This is a genomic window from Nocardia terpenica (assembly GCF_013186535.1).
Taxonomy (GTDB): Bacteria; Actinomycetota; Actinomycetes; order Mycobacteriales; family Mycobacteriaceae; genus Nocardia; species Nocardia terpenica.
Genome location: NZ_JABMCZ010000002.1, coordinates 777,728 through 795,182 on the forward strand (window position 1 = coordinate 777,728; position 17,455 = coordinate 795,182).

Annotated in this window: 13 protein-coding genes and 1 pseudogene; 3 read left to right on the forward strand and 11 right to left on the reverse strand. The window is 71.7% G+C overall.

Translation table 11 applies throughout. The features are described from left to right. Window positions 1-38: 38 nt before the first annotated feature. The gene (locus tag HPY32_RS15025) at window positions 39-920 is read left to right on the forward strand and encodes a PfkB family carbohydrate kinase (RefSeq protein ID WP_067580534.1); all 882 of its coding nucleotides are present in this window, start codon (window positions 39-41) and stop codon (window positions 918-920) included. Here the strand turns inward: HPY32_RS15025 and HPY32_RS15030 are convergent. The 4 genes and pseudogenes from HPY32_RS15030 to HPY32_RS15045 all read right to left on the reverse strand — a co-directional run bounded on the left by HPY32_RS15030 (window position 914) and on the right by HPY32_RS15045 (window position 4,916). After that, window positions 914-1,606, reverse strand: coding sequence for a nucleoside/nucleotide kinase family protein (locus HPY32_RS15030; protein ID WP_067580531.1), 693 nt, complete (start codon window positions 1,604-1,606; stop codon window positions 914-916). The genes HPY32_RS15025 and HPY32_RS15030 overlap by 7 nt on opposite strands. Before the next feature lie 39 nt (window positions 1,607-1,645). Next, the gene (locus HPY32_RS15035; protein WP_082870780.1) at window positions 1,646-2,353 is read right to left on the reverse strand and encodes a cyclase family protein; all 708 of its coding nucleotides are present in this window, start codon (window positions 2,351-2,353) and stop codon (window positions 1,646-1,648) included. Then, window positions 2,350-4,473: pseudogene (locus tag HPY32_RS15040) on the reverse strand (serine/threonine-protein kinase); the annotation flags it as partial. The pseudogene HPY32_RS15040 and the gene HPY32_RS15035, both read right to left, overlap by 4 nt. Beyond that, the gene (locus tag HPY32_RS15045; RefSeq protein ID WP_171982869.1) at window positions 4,389-4,916 is read right to left on the reverse strand and encodes a hypothetical protein; all 528 of its coding nucleotides are present in this window, start codon (window positions 4,914-4,916) and stop codon (window positions 4,389-4,391) included. The pseudogene HPY32_RS15040 and the gene HPY32_RS15045, both read right to left, overlap by 85 nt. A gap of 513 nt (window positions 4,917-5,429) precedes the next feature. Here HPY32_RS15045 and HPY32_RS15050 point away from each other — a divergent pair. Then, entirely contained in the window at window positions 5,430-6,791 is a 1,362-nt protein-coding gene (locus HPY32_RS15050; protein WP_231951398.1) for an amidase, read from the forward strand. Between the two features lie 106 nt (window positions 6,792-6,897). Here HPY32_RS15050 and HPY32_RS15055 read toward each other — a convergent pair whose 3' ends face one another. From HPY32_RS15055 to HPY32_RS15075, 5 genes are all read right to left on the reverse strand, one after another. Then, window positions 6,898-7,785 carry a LysR family transcriptional regulator gene (locus tag HPY32_RS15055; protein WP_067580525.1) on the reverse strand — a complete coding sequence of 296 codons (888 nt, stop codon included), beginning with the start codon at window positions 7,783-7,785 and terminating at the stop codon, window positions 6,898-6,900. Window positions 7,786-8,216: 431 nt separating this feature from the next. Next, a complete protein-coding gene (hpt, locus tag HPY32_RS15060; RefSeq protein WP_067580523.1) occupies window positions 8,217-8,771 on the reverse strand; it encodes a hypoxanthine phosphoribosyltransferase in 555 nt (184 codons plus the stop codon). A gap of 33 nt (window positions 8,772-8,804) precedes the next feature. Continuing rightward, window positions 8,805-9,788 (reverse strand): tRNA lysidine(34) synthetase TilS, encoded by a 984-nt coding sequence (gene tilS / locus HPY32_RS15065; protein ID WP_309247528.1) that lies wholly within the window; start codon window positions 9,786-9,788, stop codon window positions 8,805-8,807. A gap of 532 nt (window positions 9,789-10,320) precedes the next feature. Next, the gene (locus tag HPY32_RS15070) at window positions 10,321-11,442 is read right to left on the reverse strand and encodes an Rv3626c family coenzyme F420 biosynthesis-associated protein (RefSeq protein ID WP_082870777.1); all 1,122 of its coding nucleotides are present in this window, start codon (window positions 11,440-11,442) and stop codon (window positions 10,321-10,323) included. Between the two features lie 14 nt (window positions 11,443-11,456). Then, window positions 11,457-12,920: a D-alanyl-D-alanine carboxypeptidase/D-alanyl-D-alanine-endopeptidase gene (locus HPY32_RS15075; protein ID WP_067585053.1), complete on the reverse strand. Its 1,464-nt coding sequence runs from the start codon at window positions 12,918-12,920 to the stop codon at window positions 11,457-11,459. A gap of 199 nt (window positions 12,921-13,119) precedes the next feature. Here HPY32_RS15075 and ppa point away from each other — a divergent pair, with 199 nt between their 5' ends. After that, the gene (gene ppa / locus HPY32_RS15080) at window positions 13,120-13,611 is read left to right on the forward strand and encodes an inorganic diphosphatase (RefSeq protein ID WP_067580521.1); all 492 of its coding nucleotides are present in this window, start codon (window positions 13,120-13,122) and stop codon (window positions 13,609-13,611) included. A gap of 35 nt (window positions 13,612-13,646) precedes the next feature. On the opposite strand, the gene HPY32_RS15085 is transcribed toward ppa, so the two are convergent. Further along, complete coding sequence (locus HPY32_RS15085; RefSeq protein WP_067580520.1) at window positions 13,647-16,592, reverse strand: AfsR/SARP family transcriptional regulator; 2,946 nt, start codon at window positions 16,590-16,592, stop codon at window positions 13,647-13,649. 6 nt (window positions 16,593-16,598) lie between these two features. Beyond that, the gene (locus HPY32_RS15090; protein WP_067580517.1) at window positions 16,599-17,420 is read right to left on the reverse strand and encodes a crotonase/enoyl-CoA hydratase family protein; all 822 of its coding nucleotides are present in this window, start codon (window positions 17,418-17,420) and stop codon (window positions 16,599-16,601) included. Window positions 17,421-17,455: the final 35 nt, after the last annotated feature.

Consider the following 17,455-nt stretch of genomic DNA (forward strand, 5'->3'; position numbering starts at 1 on the left):
ACGCCTGTCTCGAGCTTGCCGCGCTATCGTCGGATGTCATGGCAACAGCGGTGTTCGTCGGGCTCGCGACGCTCGATATCGCCTATGCGGTGGAGCGATATCCGGCCGAGGACAGCAAGACACAGGCCAACGATCAATACCTCGGCGCCGGTGGCCCGGCCGCCACCGCGGCCGTCGCCTGCGCGTGTCTATCGGGGCGGACCCCGGCGCTGATCACACCGCTGGGGGATCACCAGTTGGCGCTGCTGGTCAATCGCGATCTGGCCGAGCACAGCGTGGCCGCGGTGGATGCGACGCCCGGCGCCGTGCACCGCCCGCCCATCTCCTCGATCGTGGTGGCGACGGCGACCGGCACCCGGACCGTCGTATCGCTGGACGGGGCCGAGATCTCGGCGCCGTTCCACTCGGCGATGCTGGGCCCGCTCAACGATGCCGAGGTCCTGCTGATCGACGGTCACTTTCCGGATCTGGCGGTCGGATTCGCCACCGCCGCACGGAAATCCGGCGTGTCGGTGGTGCTGGACGGCGGCCGCTGGCGGCCCGTGCACACGGAACTGCTGCCGCTGGTGGACATCGCCATCTGCTCGGCCGCGTTCGTGCCGCCGGGCGTGCCGGGCGACCCGGACGCGATTTTCGACTTCCTGCACGGGCAGGGCGTCCGCCATGCGGCGATCACCCGGGGCGGCAAGCCGATTCGGTATTCGATGCCGGGCGAGCGGGGCGAGCTGGAGATCCCGCCGTCGCGGGTGATCGACACGCTCGGGGCGGGCGATATTCTGCACGGCGCGTTCTGTCACTATCATATTGCGGGACAGTCGTTTCCGGAGGCGCTGCGCAGCGCGGCCACCGTCGCCACGCTCTCCTGCGGATTCCTGGGCACCCGCGCGTGGATGCGGGAGCTGCCCGCCGAGGCTCAGTGATCGGACAGAATTCGATAGCGGCGGCCCGCCGCGCACAGCACCAGATCCGCGCGCTCCCGGGTCTTCGCGACCAGTTCGGCATTCATCAGATCGCTCTGCGCCACCTTGGTTCTGGCGACCTCCCGGCTCTTGCCGCCGCGAAGGTGGCGGCGCAGCAGGCGGCGCTGTAGGACCTCGATCGGGGCGTCGAGATACCAGGTCTCGTCGAGGCATTCCCGCACCGCCGACCAGCGCGCGGTGCCGAAATCGTCCAGCAGCAGATAGTTTCCCTCGCTGATCACGATGCGCTGCCGGTCGAACCACACCCCGGCGGGCACCGGCTCGTGGCGGCGGCGATCGTAGGTCGGCCACGAAACCCGCTGCCCCACCGGGGTTTCCCGCAGTCGGCGCAGCGCGCCCAGGTAGCCGGGGACGTCGAAGGTGTCGGGTTCGCCCTTGCGCGCCAGGGCATCGGCCGCCCGCAGTTCGGCGGTGCCGAGGTGGAAGCCGTCCATCGGCGCGACCTCGGCGGTGCCCGCCCCGGCGGCGGCGTTCAGCGCGTCGCGCACGGCCGTCGCGAGGGTGGATTTCCCCGCGCCCGGCGGTCCGGCGATGCCCAGCACGAAACGCTCGGTGCGGGTGCCGATCCGGTCCAGTACCCGCGCGGCCAGCTCCTCCGGTGTCGACTCGGCAGCATCGGGGCCCATGCAGTGACCCTACCGGCGTCCCGCGGCGATACCGGGGCGCTATCGCGGGACGAGTCCGAAAACCGTGGCCGGTCCGCCCGAACCGCCCCGATACAGCGGGCCGCCGACCAGCACGGATGCCCCGGTCACCGGCAGATCCGCCAGATTGGCCAGGCACTCCAGGCTGATCCGGTGCTCGCCGTACAGCAATCGGGACACCGCGTAGGTGTCGTCGCCGCCGACATCGGGCCCGAAGGTGTCGATGCCGAGGGCGCCGCGGGTGCCGAGGCGGCCGGTGGCCAGCAGCCAGCGCACCGCCTCCGGCGCGAATCCCGGTTGGCGACCGGCGGATTCGCCGATGCCGAGAAAGTCCGGGGTGCCCCATTTCGCGTCCCAGCCGGTCCAGGCGACGATCGCGGTACCCGCCCGGATCGGACCGTGGTCTCGCTCCCAGTTCTCGATATCGCCGACGGTGACGGCGTAATCGCGGTTGTCGCGGCACTTCTCGCGCACGTCGAGCTTCACCGCGGGCAGCAGCAGGTCCTCGGGGTCGAGTCGATCGGCGGCCAATCCGGCCGGATCGAAGTGAATCGGTGCGCCCCAATGGGTTCCGGTGTGCTCGGCCTGGTGGATGTAGCGCAGGAAGTGGCCGTCCGCGGCGATGGTCGCCACCGTCTCGGTGCGGAAGGGTGGATCGCCCGGATACAGCGGGGTGGTCGCCGGATCGTGCACGTGCGACAGGTTCACCAGGGCGAAGGGCGCGGTCACCGGATCCCCCGCGGAATCACCCGCGACAGCGCGTGCAGGTCCGCCTCCAGCGCCCGGAACAGGATGTAGGCCACCACGAAGGCGACGGTCGCGCCGACGCACAGCACTCGCACCGCGACGATCACATGCGGAATATCGTCCGGCGGAAGGAGGGTCGTCACCGCCACCGCCAGCAGCGGCACCGATGCCGCGACCGCGAGCAGGGCGGTGCTGCGGCGGTCCAGGCGGCGCAGCAGCACCGCATCCCCGGGGTCGATGTCGCCGTAGCGCAGGAACATCGGGTATACGCAACGCACCATATAGAACGTCACCAGGAAGAACGGGTACGCCACCGCCATCGCCCCGCACACCAGCAGCGAGGCCAGGAAGTGCACCACCACCGCCGCGGTGACCTCGCCGGTCGTCACCTGCAGGGCGACCGGGAACACCACGGCCGCCAGCCCCCACAGCGAAAACGCCACCAGCACCGCGCGATCGCCGAGCCGCAGCGCGTCCGAGCGGGCCCGGGCCAGCACCCGCGGGTCGTAGTCGCGCCCGCGCCGCAGCCCGTACGGCACCGTGATCAGGCAGCGCGACAGATACACCAGCACCGCGATGCCCACCGGGAAGAACACCCCGTTCACCACGCCCGTGATGATCAGGAACGAGTGCTGCGCGGGCACGCTGAGCCGATCGACGATCAGCGACCGGTTGTGGCCGATATTGAACAGCGACGCCACCGCGTTCGGCACGCCGACGGCCAGCAGCACCACCGGAACCAGCCACGGCCGCAAGCGCAGCCGCCAGCTGTCCGGCCGCGGATCGACCAGTTCGCGGGCCCGCTCGTCCCCGCACAGCTCCAGCTGCCGGGCCAGCTCCGCCCCGTCGGCCCAGCGCCGATCCCGCTGCGGCGCAAGGCAGCTCAGCAGCACCCGGCGCAGCGCGGCCGGGCAGTCGGGCGGCAGCTCGGCGAGCGCGGCCCGGTCCACGCCCGCCAGGCGGCGGCGCAGCATGGCCGCCAGCGTGGTCGCGTCGCCGTGCTCTGCGGCGGTCGCATCATCGAAAGGTCTACTGCCGGTGAGCAATTCCCACAGCACCACGCCGAGGGAGTAGATGTCGGCGCGGGTGTCGAGATCGGCGGCGGTCCGCTCGTAGCCGGGGTGGCACGCCTCGAGCTGCTCCGGCGACATGTACGACAGCGATCCGCCGAAGTACGCCACCGGGCCGGTCCCGGCCAGGGCGCGGCTGAAACTGATATTGAAATCGGCCAGTTTCGGTACCGCCTCCGCGGTGAGCAGCACATTGGCCGGTTTGATGTCGCGGTGCAGCACGCCCTGCGCGTCGGCGTAGGCCAGCGCCTCGGCCAACCGGCGGCCCAGCCACGCCACGGTTTCCGGCCACGACAGCTCCGCCAGCCCCGCGCGCACGCTGGAATCGGTCGGCCGGATCTCGCCCTTCTCCTCCATCGCCGCGTCTACCGCGTCCAGCAGCAGGCGCCCGTCGCGCTGCGGGGGTGGGGTCGCCCGCACCCAGCGCAGCACCCCCAGCAGCGTGCCACCGGGCAGAAACTGCATGTACAGCAGGCGAAGTGGGCGTCCGCCCGGCCCGGCCAGCACGCGCTGGTCGAACACCCGCACGATGTAGTCGTGGTCGAGCTGCGCCAGCGTCTGCGGCTCGGCCCCGTGATCGGCGGACACCTTCACCGCCACCAGCCGCTGCAGCGTCCGCTGCCGGGCCAGGAACACCCGCGCGAACGCCCCGCTGCCCAGATCGGTCAGCAGATCGAAATCGGCTATGCTGCCGCCGATCTCGATCCCCGACAGCTCACCGGCCACGAGACCACCCCCGTTCTCGCGCTGCGCGGTCGGCCGAAAGCGGTCGGCCGCGGCGCGAGTCGTCGCGCTGGCCCAGGTGGCCGCGCTCCCGGGCGGCGCCGACCGCCGGGTACTGCACTCCTCCTCGTCGGCATTGAGCAATTCCCGCAACTGCGCTGCCTGTTCGGGATACTCACGCAGACACTCCCGAGGATCGACCTGCTCCCCGCTGTGCCGCCGAATCACAAACTCCTCGTACACCAGACTCGCAGGCACCATCCCCGCCCCCAATTCCGGAAATTCCGAACAGTATTCGCGCAATCTCTTCCGCTCGGGCCCCCCACCACCCCCAGTTCCCAGCCCACCACCCAAAGGCCCCGGCACACCACCACCGCCAGACCCCGGCACACCACCACCCCCAGGCCCCGGCACACCACCACCCCCAGGCCCCGGCACACCACCACCCCCAAGTCCCGACACACCAGCACCCCCAGGTCCCGACACACCGCCACCGCCAGATCCCGGCGCACCACCACCTTCAGATCCCGGCGCACCACCCCCAGGTCCCGGCGCACCACCACCGCCAGATCCCGGCACGCCACCACCGCCAGGTCCCGACACACCACCCCCAAGTCCCGACACACCAGCACCCCCAGGTCCCGGCGCACCACCACCGCCAGATCCCGGCACACCACCACCTCCAGGCCCCGGCACACCAGCATCTCCAGGCCCCGGCACACCACCACCTCCAGGCCCCGGCGCACCAGCATCTCCAGGTCCCGGCATGCTTTTGGCCGGGACCTCAGCCGCAACCCGACAGCTACCCCGCAGCCACCGGTACCACATATCGATCCGGATCAATTCCACCAGCGCCCCCAGCCGCAGCGTCCGGGCGTCGGGTAGATAGTCGGCGAGTTCCGGCGGCCGGTCGCCGGATTCCCAGGCCGCGGCGAAGGCGGACAGCGCATCGAATTCGGTTCCGGCCGTTGGCCGCCCGGAACCGAGGGCGGGTTCGGGCTGGTCACTCACGTCTGCGCACCTGTCGCCTCCGGACCGTCGGACCGCCCGCGGCCCACAAATTCGCACTGGTCGGTCGGTGATCTGACGAATAGAATTCGCCACACCCGACACCATCATCCCCCTGTGCGTCGCGGGAAATGATAATTTGCGCGTCGATACCCAAACGCCCCATTTCGACCACGACGCGACGGGGGTAGAGCATGAACAACGAGGGCACCGCACTAGCGGACGCGACACCCGGCGGCGCCACGCAGGAGGTACCGGTGAGCGCGAACGAGACGGTGAGCGTGCAACCGAGCACGGCCACGGCGATCGCCGCGGCGGTGCGCGACGGCACCGTGCGGCCCGAGCAGGTCGTCGAGGCCGCCCTCGAGCGCATCCGCGTCGGCGATCCGAAGGTGAACGCGTTCGCGGTGGTTCGCGCCGAGTCGGCCCTCGCGGAGAGCCGGGCGCTGGCCGAACGCTCCGACCTGGAGGCGCTGCCGCTGGCCGGGGTTCCCATCGCGGTGAAGAACAATGTCGATGTCACCGGCGAGATCACCCGCGGCGGTTCGGCCGCGGGCGACGACGTCCCCGCGACCGCCGACCATCCGGTGGTGCGGCGGCTGCGCGCGGCCGGCGCGGTCGTCGTCGGGCTCACCGAGATGCCCGAATTCGGGCTGTTCGGGGTGACCGACACTCCCGAACGCATCACCCGCTCGCCGTGGAACATTCGCTACAGCGCGGGTGGGTCCTCGGGCGGGTCGGGTGCGGCGGTGGGCGCCGGGCTGGTTCCGGTGGCGCACGGCAACGACGGGCTCGGCTCGGTGCGCATCCCGGCCGCCTGCTGCGGCGTCGTCGGCATCAAGCCCGGCCGCGGCGTGGTGCCCGCCGAGGTGGGCCCCGACTCCTGGGGCGGCATGACCGAGAACGGCGTGCTGGCAACGACTGTCGCCGATGCCGCGCTGGTGCTGTCGGTGCTCGCGGACCGGCCCGCGCTGGCCGACCTGGAGCCCCCCGCGCCGCTGCGCATCGGGCTGGCGGTGGGCTCCCCGTCCCCGCTGATCCGGATCGATCGGCAGTGGACGGCCGCGGCGCGCACCGCCGGGCAGCTCGCCGCGGCGGCGGGGCACACGGTGGCCCCCGCGGCCCTGCCCTACACCGGCGCGACCACGGCGCTGGCGCTGCGCTGGGTGGCCAACGCGGCCCGCGACGCCGTCACCGTCGCACACCCCGAGCGGCTCCTGCGACGCACCCGGCGGCACATCGCGCTGGGACGGGCGGTGGTGCGCGCCGGGCTGATTCGCGCCCGGCAGGTCGACCGCATCGAGGCGCGGCTGCTGGACTACTTCGAACTGCACGACGTGGTGATCACCCCCACCCTGGCCTGCCCGCCGCCCGCGGCGCGCGCCTGGCACGAGCGCGGCTGGCTCGCCAATGTGCTTGCCAGCGCCCGCTATTCACCGTTCACCCCGCTGTGGAACCTGGTCGGCTGGCCCGCCGTGACCGTCCCCATGGGCCTGCACCCGCGCACCGGCACCCCGGTCGCCGCCCAACTGGCCGGGCCGCCCGGCAGCGAATCCACGCTCCTACGACTGGCCACCCAACTCGAATCCGCCCACCCCTGGCGGCGCGTCGCGCCCTGACACCGAATCGACCCGGCCCTCCGCAGGCCGCGCCGCCGATCGATCCGCCACGGTCCTCGACTCGAAATCCCAAGGCTTCCGGGGCGAACCGGCACCGGCGATGCGGTCAGACGTGGGACTCGGCGGGGACTCCGGCGAAGCCGCCCGCGAGGACGCGGTTGGCGAAATCGAGGATGGTGGGGCGGTCGTCGTCGGCGCGCCAGGCCACGGCCAGCTCGCACGGGGGCAGGGCGGTGATCGGGCGGGCGGTCAGGCCGGGCCAGCGGTACATCGGCACATTGCTCTCGGCCAGCAGGCAGACGCCGAGGCCGAGGCTGACCGCCTCCAGGCGCTCCTCGGCCGTCGCGGCCTCGCCGCCGATCCTGGCCTGGCGACCGGACCGGGCGTCGTTGCCGAGCCAGAAGTCGCGCGCCGCACCGGCTTCCGTCGGCATGGCGATGAACGGCTCGTCGCTCAGGTCGGCGAAGTCGATGCTCTCGCGATCGGCCAGCCGGTGGTTCTCCGGTAGCAGGGCCCAGCGCGCCTCGGTGCGCAGCACCTGCCAGCGGTAGCGGCCCGCGTCGGGCACCGGCAGCCACATCAGCGCCAGATCGGCCTGGCGCCCGGCCAGGCCGCTGGACGGGTCTGTCCACGACGCCGAGTGCAGCGCCAGCCGATGGCCGCTCGCGCTCTCCAGATCCGCGATCAGGCCGCGGCCGATCGAGCTCTGGATGCCGACCCGCAGCACCTCGCCCGCCTCCTGCAGGGCCACATTGGTGACCTCCCACAGCTCCAGGATCTTGCGGGCGCCCTCGAGCAGTTCCTTACCGGCGACGGTCAGCGCCACGCTGCGCTGGTTCCGGTCGAACAGCACCACGTCGAGCTGCCGCTCGAGCTGGCGGATCTGCCGCGAGAGGGTGGGTTGAGCGATGTGCAGCCGCTGAGCGGCGTTGGTGAAATGCAGTTCCTCAGCGACGGCGACAAAGTACCGCAAGTCGCGCAAATGCGGGTCCATAGCCCCTTGCTATCAGAATCGGTCTTGGAAATCCAGCCGTATCAGACCTCTAAGTTTGAATAGAGGCGCGGAAACAGCCATCAGGTTTGTTAATGATAGCATATGGCCTAGACAAAACGGGCGCGCAACCACCTCCGCGAATCCGCGGCCAACCTGGCTACTCCCAGCACACGGTGGTCATACGGTCACGCGACCAGCAGTAACGCCGCCCACTGCCGCCATTCCCCGAGCGGATGACATCACCACGATGCCCGGATCACAGGGTCAGCAACAACGCCCCGAACCGGACATGCAGGCGACACGCCCCAAACAGTGAGGTTCGTCACACCTTCGGCATGTCGTTCACAGACACGCCGGACCTATGTTCTCGATCGCGGCCCCTTCACCCCGCCGCGCTCCACCTCGTCATCCCGGCATGCTTTTGGCCGGGATCAGTCGCTGTACACCTTCGGATCCAGCGTGCCGATGTAAGGCAGGTCCCGATAACGCTCGGCGTAGTCCAGGCCGTAGCCGACCACGAACTCGTTGGGGATGTCGAAGCCGACGTGCGCGACCTCCACGTGCGTGCGCAGGGCGTCGGGCTTGCGCAGCAGCGTCACCACCTCGAGCGAGGCCGGGTTGCGGCTGGACAGGTTGCGCTTGAGCCAGGACAGCGTGAGACCGGAGTCGATGATGTCCTCGACGATCAGCACATTGCGCCCGGCGATGTCCTTGTCCAGGTCCTTGAGGATGCGCACCACGCCCGACGACGAGGTGGACGAGCCGTACGACGAGACGGCCATGAACTCCATCTGCGTCGGAATCGGCAGCGCCTGCGCCAGATCGGCCATGAAGAAGATCGCGCCCTTGAGGACGGCGACCAGCAGCAGATCCCCCTCGGGCGCATCGGCGGGATAGCGTTTGGCGATCAGGCCGGCCAGCTCGTCGACCTTCGCCTTGATCTGCTCCTCGGTGATCAGCACCGACGCGATGTCGTCCCCGTACACGTCCGCTGGTGTCCCTTCAGTGATGTCGTGTGATCACGGCGCAAGGCCCAGCGTCAGCCTGCCATGTTTGCGCGTGGCAACCAACCTCGTCCCCGGCGTTCCACCGCCGACGGCGACCCCGCCCTGCCCGTGCCAGTCCGTGACCAGCGCGTCCACCGCGCGTAAGTGCTTGTCCGTCAATGCCTTTGCGCCGCCAGCCAGCAACCAGGCGCGCACCGCCCGCAGCCGCAGCGCCGCCGGGGCAGTGGCGAGCGTCTCGATCGAGAGCCCCGAACCATCGTCCGCCTCGTGTAGCAATCTCTCAGCTAGCTCATCGAGGACGGCTCCGTCGGCGCGCAACTGCTCGGCCGTGCGGGCCAGCGCGGGCGCCACGCCGCCGCCGAGCACCTCCTCCAGCAGCGGCAGCACCTCGGTGCGCAGCCGCACCCGGGTGAATTCCGGCGCGCTGTTGTGCGGGTCCTCGTACGGGGTCAGCCCGAGGTCGGCGCACAGCCGCCGGGTGACGTCCCGCCGCACCCCGAGCAGCGGCCGCCCCCACGGATCGGCGAACTCGGCCATCCCCCGCAGCGAGCGCCCGCCGGACCCGCGCCCCAGCCCGAGCAGCACGGTCTCGGCCTGATCGTCGAGCGTATGCCCGAGCAGCACCGGCAACCCGTCGCGCGCCGCGTCCAGCGCCGCATACCGCGCCCGCCGCGCCGCGGCCTCCACCCCGCCCGGCCCGCTCACCTCAACGGCAAGCACTCGCGCCGACCGACACCCCAGCCCCAACGCCCGCTCCGCGGCCTCCGCCGCAACCCCGGCCGACCCCTCCTGCAACCCGTGATCGACAACCAGCGCATCCACCACCCCCGCCTCGGCCACCGCCCCCGCGGTCAACGCCAACGAATCCGCCCCACCCGACAACCCCACCGCCACCACCCCATTCGGCGCATACCGACGCACCCACCCCCGCACCGCATGCCGCACCGCCAACACCGCCGAAGTCTCCGGCAGCCCCCTCGCCTCCCCCACGCTCACCGCCAACTCCCCTCTCGCCCAACAGGTCCCACCACCGCCCCGCCGAGGGCCGAAGCACGACCGACGGCAACAATCACCCGGCGACGAGATGACAGCCGCCGAACCGACACGGCCTCCGCGGCCCGCACCCAGGCGAGGGACATGATGCCGCGCCCGACGACACCAATCGTTCTGTCACGAGGAGACAGCCACCGGACCAACGCGGCCTCGGCGATCCGCACCCGGACGAGGGGCATGATGCCGCGCCCGACGACACCAACCGTTCTGTCACGAGGAGACAGCCACCGGACCAACGCGGCCTCGGCGATCCGCACCCGGACGAGGGGCATGATGCCGCGCCCGACGACGCCAATCGTCCGGCAGATGGGTAACGGGCGGCCGAACATGATCTCCGCGGTCGGGGACGGGGGGACAGAGAGCGTGGCTCGCGCGGCGGCAATCGTCCGGCCGACAGGTGACAGCCGCCGGGCCGACGTGGTCTCGGCGGCTAGGGTGCGGGGGGTCGTGTCGCCGGGGGCGGGCACGGGCATGGTCAGTCCAGGACTCGGGTCACCCAGCGGTGTGGGTGGTCGATTTCGTCGGGGCGGGGGAGGGTTTCGGGGTCGGTCCAGACGGTGTTGAAGCGGTCCATGCCGACGGTGGTCACGACCTCGTCCACGAAGGCCTTGCCGCGGACGTACTGGGCGACCTTGGCGTCCACGCCGAGCAGGGCGCGCAGCAGGCGTTGCAGTGGGTTGGTGGGACGGCGGCGGCGCTGGTCGAAGGCCTGGCGAATGTGGCGGACCGAGGGGATGACGGCGGGGCCGACCGCGTCCATCACGTGGTCGGCGTGGCCCTCGAGCAGGGTGCCGAGCATCAGCAGGCGGTCCAGGGCCTCGCGCTGCGCGGGCGCCTGGGTGGCGCGCAGCAGCCCGAGCACACCGCGGTTGGCCGGATCGTCGGCGTCGCGCGTGCCGCGGCGGCGCTCGCGGACCTCGTCGAGCAGGCGGGACAGCATCGCGTCGAGCGGCTCGTCGCCGACCTCGCCGAGCACCTCGACATTGGTGCGCATGTAGTCCGCCAGCCAGGGCGCCGAGGAGAACTGCACCCGATGGGTCACCTCGTGCAGGCACACCCAGAGCCGGAAGTCGCTGGGCGACACGCCCAATGCGCGCTCCACCGCCACGATATTGGGCGCCACCAGCAGCAGCGTGCCGTCCGGGCCGCTGAACGGGTCGTACTGGCCGAGGATCGCGGTGGACAGGAACGCCAGCATCGCACCGGCCTGCACGCCCGCGGGTTTGCCGGTGAACCGGCCGCCCTCGCCCTCGCCGCCGGTGAGCTGGGCCATGGACTCGGCGGCCGCGTGAATCCAGCCCGGCCGATCCACCACCCGGGCGGCGGGCACCGGGCGGTCGTCGGCGAGCCCGCTCACCTCGCGCACCGGGCCCTCGGCGCGGGCGGAGGCGCTGATCAGCTCGGCGACCACCTGCTCGGCCGAATAGCGCGAGGTGCGCGGGCCGGTGGGCACCAGCGCGACGCCGGTGCGGGCGGCCAGCCGCCAGTCCACGGCACCGGCCAGGGCCGGGCGGCGCGGCTTGCGAACCAGCTGACCGGTCTCGACGTCGACCACCACCTGCTCGGCGCGGTCGGGGGCATTATCGGATCCGGTCATCGTTCATCCACCCGTCAGGAGCAGCCACAGTTGCGCAGTGTCGCGGCGATCGCGTCCAGGGCCGGTCGGCTCGCCTCCGGCGGCCGGTCGTTGGACATCAGCGCGAAGGTCAGCACGCGCCCATCGTTGTCGAGCACATACCCTGCCAACGCGCTCGATACCGACAGAGTTCCGGTTTTGGCCCGCACCCACCCCGCGGCGCCGCGGTCCTGCGGGGCGGTGAACCGTCCCGCCAGCGAACCCGAACCGCCCGCGACCGGCAGGTAGTCCAGCAGCGGCGCCAGCGGCGAACCGGAGGTCGGCGGGTCGGTCTCGACCACCGAGGTGCGCGAATCGGTCTGTGTCGCCGCGCCGCTCGGCCGCGCGCCCGGCTGCGGGGTGGCCGCCTCGGTGAGAATGCGGTCCAGCAGGCGGGCCGGAATCCGGTCGTCGGTGGACAGTCCGCTGTTGTCGAGCATGGTGACGCCGGTGGTGTCGAATCCCGCGGCGTTCATGGCGGTCATGGTCGCGCGCACGGCCCCGGCGAAGGACTGCTCGTTGCCGGTGGCGGCGGCCATCTCCCGGCCGATGGTCTCGGCGAGCACGTCGTCGGAGTGAACCATCATGTCGCGCAGCCGATCCCGCAGCGGCGCGGAGTCCACGTGCGCGATCTCGGCCGCACCCGCGGGCGCCTTGCCCGCCCGCACCTTGTTCGCGTCCAGGCCCAGCTCCAGCGCCAGCCGCTTGCCCGCGTCCAGCGCGGGAGTCGGTGTGCGCGGCGAGTATTCGACCAGCGGATCCAGCCGCCCGCCGTCGATCATCACCGATTCGATCGGCGCCCAGGAACCGCCGCCGATATCGGCCGGATCCCAGCCCGCGGGCCAGCCCGGCCCCGTGTACAGCGAGTTGTCCACCAGGATCGAGGTCACCGGCTGGCCCCAGACACGGATCTGCGCGACCAGGTCCGACAGCTTCGGCCCGTTCGGGTAATAGCCCTTGCCGTCGGCCTGCGCGGTCAACGTCGGATCGCCGCCGCCGACCAGCACGATCTCGCCCGGATTCGCGCCCGCGACCACCCGGGTGGTCACCCGGTGGTCGGGCGGCAGCACCAGCAGCGCCGCGGCCGCGGTCAGCACCTTGGCGGTGGACGCCGGGATGATCGGCTTGTCCGGATCGGTGCTCCACAGCACGGTCCCGGTGTCGGCATCCGACACCGACCCGCTGAACGCGCCCAGATCGGGGCTGCCGGTCACCTGGGCGAGCGCGGTGGCCAGGCCCTGGCGGGTCGGCTCGGGGGCGGTCGCGGACGCGGGTGTCAACTGCGGGAACGGTTTCACCGGGGCGGGCGGCGCGGCGATCTTCAGGCCGCCGTGCCGGAACTCCTCGGTCCACGGCTTCAGCGTGATCGCCACCACGGCCGCGGCCGCGACCACCACGACCAGACCCGCACTCACCCCGATCCAGATATTGCGGCGCCGCCGGGCAGCCAGACCACCGATGTTCTTCCTACCTCGACCTACCACGTAACCGCCGTCTCCTGAATTCACCTGCCTGGCACCCACGCATCGCGGTATTCCGGCGGGCCCCGATCCCTGCCGCACCCATGCGCCCATCGACCACACTATCCTCACCTCGCCGGCGTTCCTCCGAACGAGCTGGCGAGTCGGCAGGCCATACGCACCAGACGAAGGAGATGACGTGGAGTTCGACGTCACCATCGAGATCCCCAAGGGTCAGCGCAACAAGTACGAGGTCGACCACGAGACCGGTCGGGTGCGGCTGGACCGCTACCTCTACACCCCCATGGTCTACCCCGCCGATTACGGCTACGTCGAGAACAGCCTCGGCTCCGACGGCGATCCGCTGGACTGCCTGGTGCTGCTGCCGGAGTCGGTGTTCCCGGGCGTCATCGTCGAGGCCCGCCCGGTGGGCGTGCTGATCATGAGCGACGAGGCCGGCGGCGACGAGAAGATCGTGGCGGTCCCGGCGGGCGACAAGCGCTGGAACCACATCCAGGACGTCTCCGACATCGGCGAATTCGATCGCAAGGCGATCGAGCACTTCTTCGAGCACTACAAGGACCTGGAGCCGGGCAAGTGGGTCAAGGTCGAGGGCTGGGGCGACCGGGCCAAGGCCGAGACGCTGGTCGACGAGGCGTTCGCGCGGCTGAAGGAGCAGGGCGGCCACTGAGCCGTCCCCGGTGACTTCGGCGTGGCCCGGGGGTCTCAGCGCGACGCCCGGGCCGCGAGGACCGCGTCCAGATGGTCGCGCAGGATCGCGAGCACCGGCGCCTCCAGCTCCTCGTCGACCCGCTCGTGCACGAGATGGACGTCGTCGAGCTCCGCGACGATCTCGGCGGTATTGCGCAGCACGCGCTGCGCCGCGTCCACCCGGCCCATGCCCTCCAGAATCAGCGCGTGCAGCAACAGGATTCGGGCGCGGTGCAGCGGTCCCGCGGCCTGGGTGACATTGCGCACCGCCTCGGCCGCGCGCGGCTCGGCCTGCTCGAGCCGCCCCGTCACCATGTACACCTGGGCCAGCCGCCCGAGCGCGAAACCCAGCCGCACCCGCATGCCGCTGCGCCGCGCCACCTCCACGGCGTGCAGGCACAGCTCGATGGCGCGCTCGTGCTCGCCGCGGAACGCCACCGCGGCGCCCAGCTCATGGGTGGCCATCGCCTCGAGCCCGAGATTGCCCATGCGCCGGGCCAATTCGCGCCCGCGCACGGCGTGCTCGGCCGACTCGTCGTAGCGGCCCGCGTCCGACAGCGTCTTGGCCGCGTGGATCAGGCAGGCGCATTCGACCGCCGGATCGCCGATCCGCCGCGCCAGCCGGATCGCCCGCTCGGCGTGCCCGAGCGAGGCGGCGGCCTCCACACCCATCCGGGTCGAGCTGGCCAGCAATTGTGCCGCGAAAGCGGTCAGCCGCAGCCGGGCGTCGTCCCCGGACTCCCCGCCCAACGATAGGGCGATGCGCTGGTGGTCGCGCCCGGACCGCATCCGGGCCAGCGCGTAGGTGAGCACCGAGCCGAGCGCCACCCGCGCGCGGCACTCCAGATCCCGGTCGCCCGCGCGCAGCGCCGCGTCCAGCAGATCCGTCAGGGCCCTGCCCAATTCCTGCGCGTTCGGCCCGGCATCGATCAGTTCCGCCATCGCCCAGGCCACGTCGGCGGACATCGCCAGCGCCTCCCCGCCCAGCCGCGCCGACTGCCGGAACAGCGCGATCAGGTTGAGCCGCTCGGCATTCAGCCACGCCTGCGCGTCCGAGCCCGAACCGAACGACAGCCCCCGCACCCGGGTCGGTCGCAGATAGCTGGGCAGCCGGGTGCCCGGATTGCACACGGCCAGTAGGTTTTTCATGGTGGCGAGGTAGAAGTCGATCAGCCGGGCCACGGTGTCGGCCTCGGCGTCCGGCTCCAGCTCGAGGGCGAACAGCCGCAGCAGATCGTGATAGCCGTAGCGGCCCGCGGCGATGCTGTCGAGCAGGCTCAGATCCACCAGCGACTCGCACAGCTCCTCCGCCGCGGCGAGGTCGAGATCGAGCACCGCGGCCGCGCCCGCGAGCGGCAGGTCCTCCACCTCCGGCATGGCGAGCAGCCGAAAGGCCGTGGCCTGCTGCGGATCCAGCTGATCGTAGCCGAGCCGGAACACCGCGGCCACCGCGAGTTCGCCGGTGCGCAGCAGGTCCAGTCGCTGATGCTCGTCGGCCAGCCGCTCGGCGATCGAGGCGACGGTCCAGCGCGGCCGGGTCGCCAGCCGCGCGCCGATGATGCGGACCGCCAGGGGAAGTCGCCCGCAGGCGCGCGTCACCGCGGTGGCGGCCTCCAGCTCCGCCGCGACCCGCTCCGCGCCCACGATCCGGGCCAGCAGCACCAGCGCCTCCTCGGTGCTCATCTCCGCGAGCCGGACGCTGAGCACGCCCGGCAGCTCCGGCAGCGCGGACCGGCTGGTGATCAGCACCGCCGAGCCCGCGGTGCCCGGGATCAGCGACGCCACCTGTTCGGCGTCGCGGGCGTTGTCGAGCAGCACCAGCACCCGCTTGCCGTCGAGTTCGCTGCGGAACTGCGCCGCGCGCTGCTGCGGCGTCGCCGCGATCTCGCCCTCGGGGACGCCGAGCGCGCGCAGGAAGTCGCCCAGCGTATCGGCCGGGGTGCCGGGCGGTCGCTCGACGCCGTGCAGGTCGACGTGCAACTGCCCGTCCGGGAAGTGCTCGCGGACGCGATGGGCCACGTGCACGGCCAGCGTGCTCTTGCCGACCCCACCCATTCCGGCGATCGCGCACACCGCGACCGCGCCGTGGCCGGTGCTGGTGAGCCGGTCGACCAGCCGTCGCACGCAGTCGTCGCGACCGGTGAAATCCACGATGTCCGCGGGCAATTGGGCCGCGCGCACGACGCGCTCGGGCGCGGCGATCGCGGGCCGCAGCGGCGCCAGCTCGGCCCGCAGGATCTGCTGATGCAGCTCGGTGAGCCGCGGGCCCGGCTCGATGCCCAACCGATCGATCAGGACGCGGCGGGTATCGGCGTACACCTCGAGCGCCTCGGCCTGGCGACCGGCGTGATAGAGCGCCGTCATGAGCAGTTCGCGGGTCTGTTCGCGCAGCGGATGCTCGGCGGCCAGCGGTTGCAGCTCGGCGATCACCGCGGCGCAGCGGCCCAGCCGCAGATCGACCTCGGTTCGCCGCTCCAGCACGGCCAGCCGGCGCTCCAGCAGTTGGGCCCGCAACCGTTCGGCATGCGGTCCTGGCAACCCGGCCAGCGGCGTGCCCTCCCATAGCCGCAGCGCCGCCGCCAGCAGCTCCGCGGCGGCGTCGGATTCGGCGGTCTCGGCCTCGGCCACATACCGATCGACCAGTTCGACGTCGATCACGCCGGGCGGCACCCGCAGCGCGTAGCCACCGGCGAACCCGACCAGCACGCTCGGCGCCGCACCGGCGACCCGGTCCGGTTCCAGCGCGCGGCGCAGGTGCAGGATGTGATTGCGCAGCGCGCCGACCGCGGTGGGCGTGGCGCGCTTACCCCACACGTCATCGATGAGGTCCGGGACCGTCGCCGAATGCCCCCGCCGCAGCAGCAGCGCCGCGAGCACGGCCCGGCGCTGTTTGGGCCCGAGGTCGAGTGGCCGCTCGCCGTGCCAAGCACGTACCTCACCCAGCACGGCGAAACGGAGCATCCTCGATTACCTGCCCTTGAACTCCGGCGGTCGTTTCTCGAACACCGCCTGGACGGCCTCGGTGAGATCCTCCGACGGCAGAAAGGCGGCATTCCACGCGGAAACGTAGCGCAATCCGTCGGCGATGCGGCCCACTCGCGGCTGTTCGAGCACATCCTTGACGCCCTGAACCACCAGCGGCGGATTGGCGGCGATCTCGCGGGCCAGCTCGGCGGCCGCGGTCAGCACCGCCTGCCGATCCGGATACACGTCGTTGACCAGGCCGATCCGCTCGGCGCGCGCGGCGTCGATGTCCTTGCCGGTGTAGGCGAGTTCGCGCAGATGCCCCTCGCCGATGATCCCGGGCAGCCGGTGCAGCGACCCGATGTCGGCGACGATGGCCACCTTGGCCTCGCGCAGGCTGAACTGCGCGTCGGCGCTGGCCAACCGGATGTCGACGGCCGCGATCAGGTCCAGGCCGCCGCCGACGCACCAGCCCGACACCGCGGCGATCACCGGCTTGCGGCAGTCGGCGACCGCGGTCACCGCGGCCTGCATGCGCCGCAGCTCGACGAGAAAATCGGTGCGCGGGGCGGCGAGCGCCTTGTCGCCCAGCAGCGGCCCGAACAGCGGGCTCATCGCGGGCAGATCCAGTCCGTAGGAGAAGTGCGCGCCGGAGCCGGTCAGCACCACGGCCCGCACCTGCGGATCGGCATCGAGCTCGCCGAAGATCAGCGGCAGCTCGCGCCAGAAGTCCGGGCCCATGGCATTGCCCTTGCCCGGGCCGGTCAGCGTCACGGTGGCGACGTGGCCGGCACGCTCGACGGTGAAAGCCTTCCATTCGGTCATCCGACCAGCGTAGCGACCGGTTTCGGACGCTCCGC

Bases quoted from the DNA above. Each gene is read 5' to 3' on its own strand.
- HPY32_RS15045 (WP_171982869.1), bottom strand. From the start codon at position 4,916: ATGCTGGTGCGCCGGGGCCTGGAGGTGGTGGTGTGCCGGGGCCTGGAG.
- HPY32_RS15085 (WP_067580520.1), bottom strand. From the start codon at position 16,592: ATGCTCCGTTTCGCCGTGCTGGGTGAGGTACGTGCTTGGCACGGCGAG.
- HPY32_RS15055 (WP_067580525.1), bottom strand. From the start codon at position 7,785: ATGGACCCGCATTTGCGCGACTTGCGGTACTTTGTCGCCGTCGCTGAG.
- HPY32_RS15090 (WP_067580517.1), bottom strand. From the start codon at position 17,420: ATGACCGAATGGAAGGCTTTCACCGTCGAGCGTGCCGGCCACGTCGCC.
- HPY32_RS15025 (WP_067580534.1), top strand. From the start codon at position 39: ATGGCAACAGCGGTGTTCGTCGGGCTCGCGACGCTCGATATCGCCTAT.
- HPY32_RS15070 (WP_082870777.1), bottom strand. From the start codon at position 11,442: ATGACCGGATCCGATAATGCCCCCGACCGCGCCGAGCAGGTGGTGGTC.
- HPY32_RS15030 (WP_067580531.1), bottom strand. From the start codon at position 1,606: ATGGGCCCCGATGCTGCCGAGTCGACACCGGAGGAGCTGGCCGCGCGG.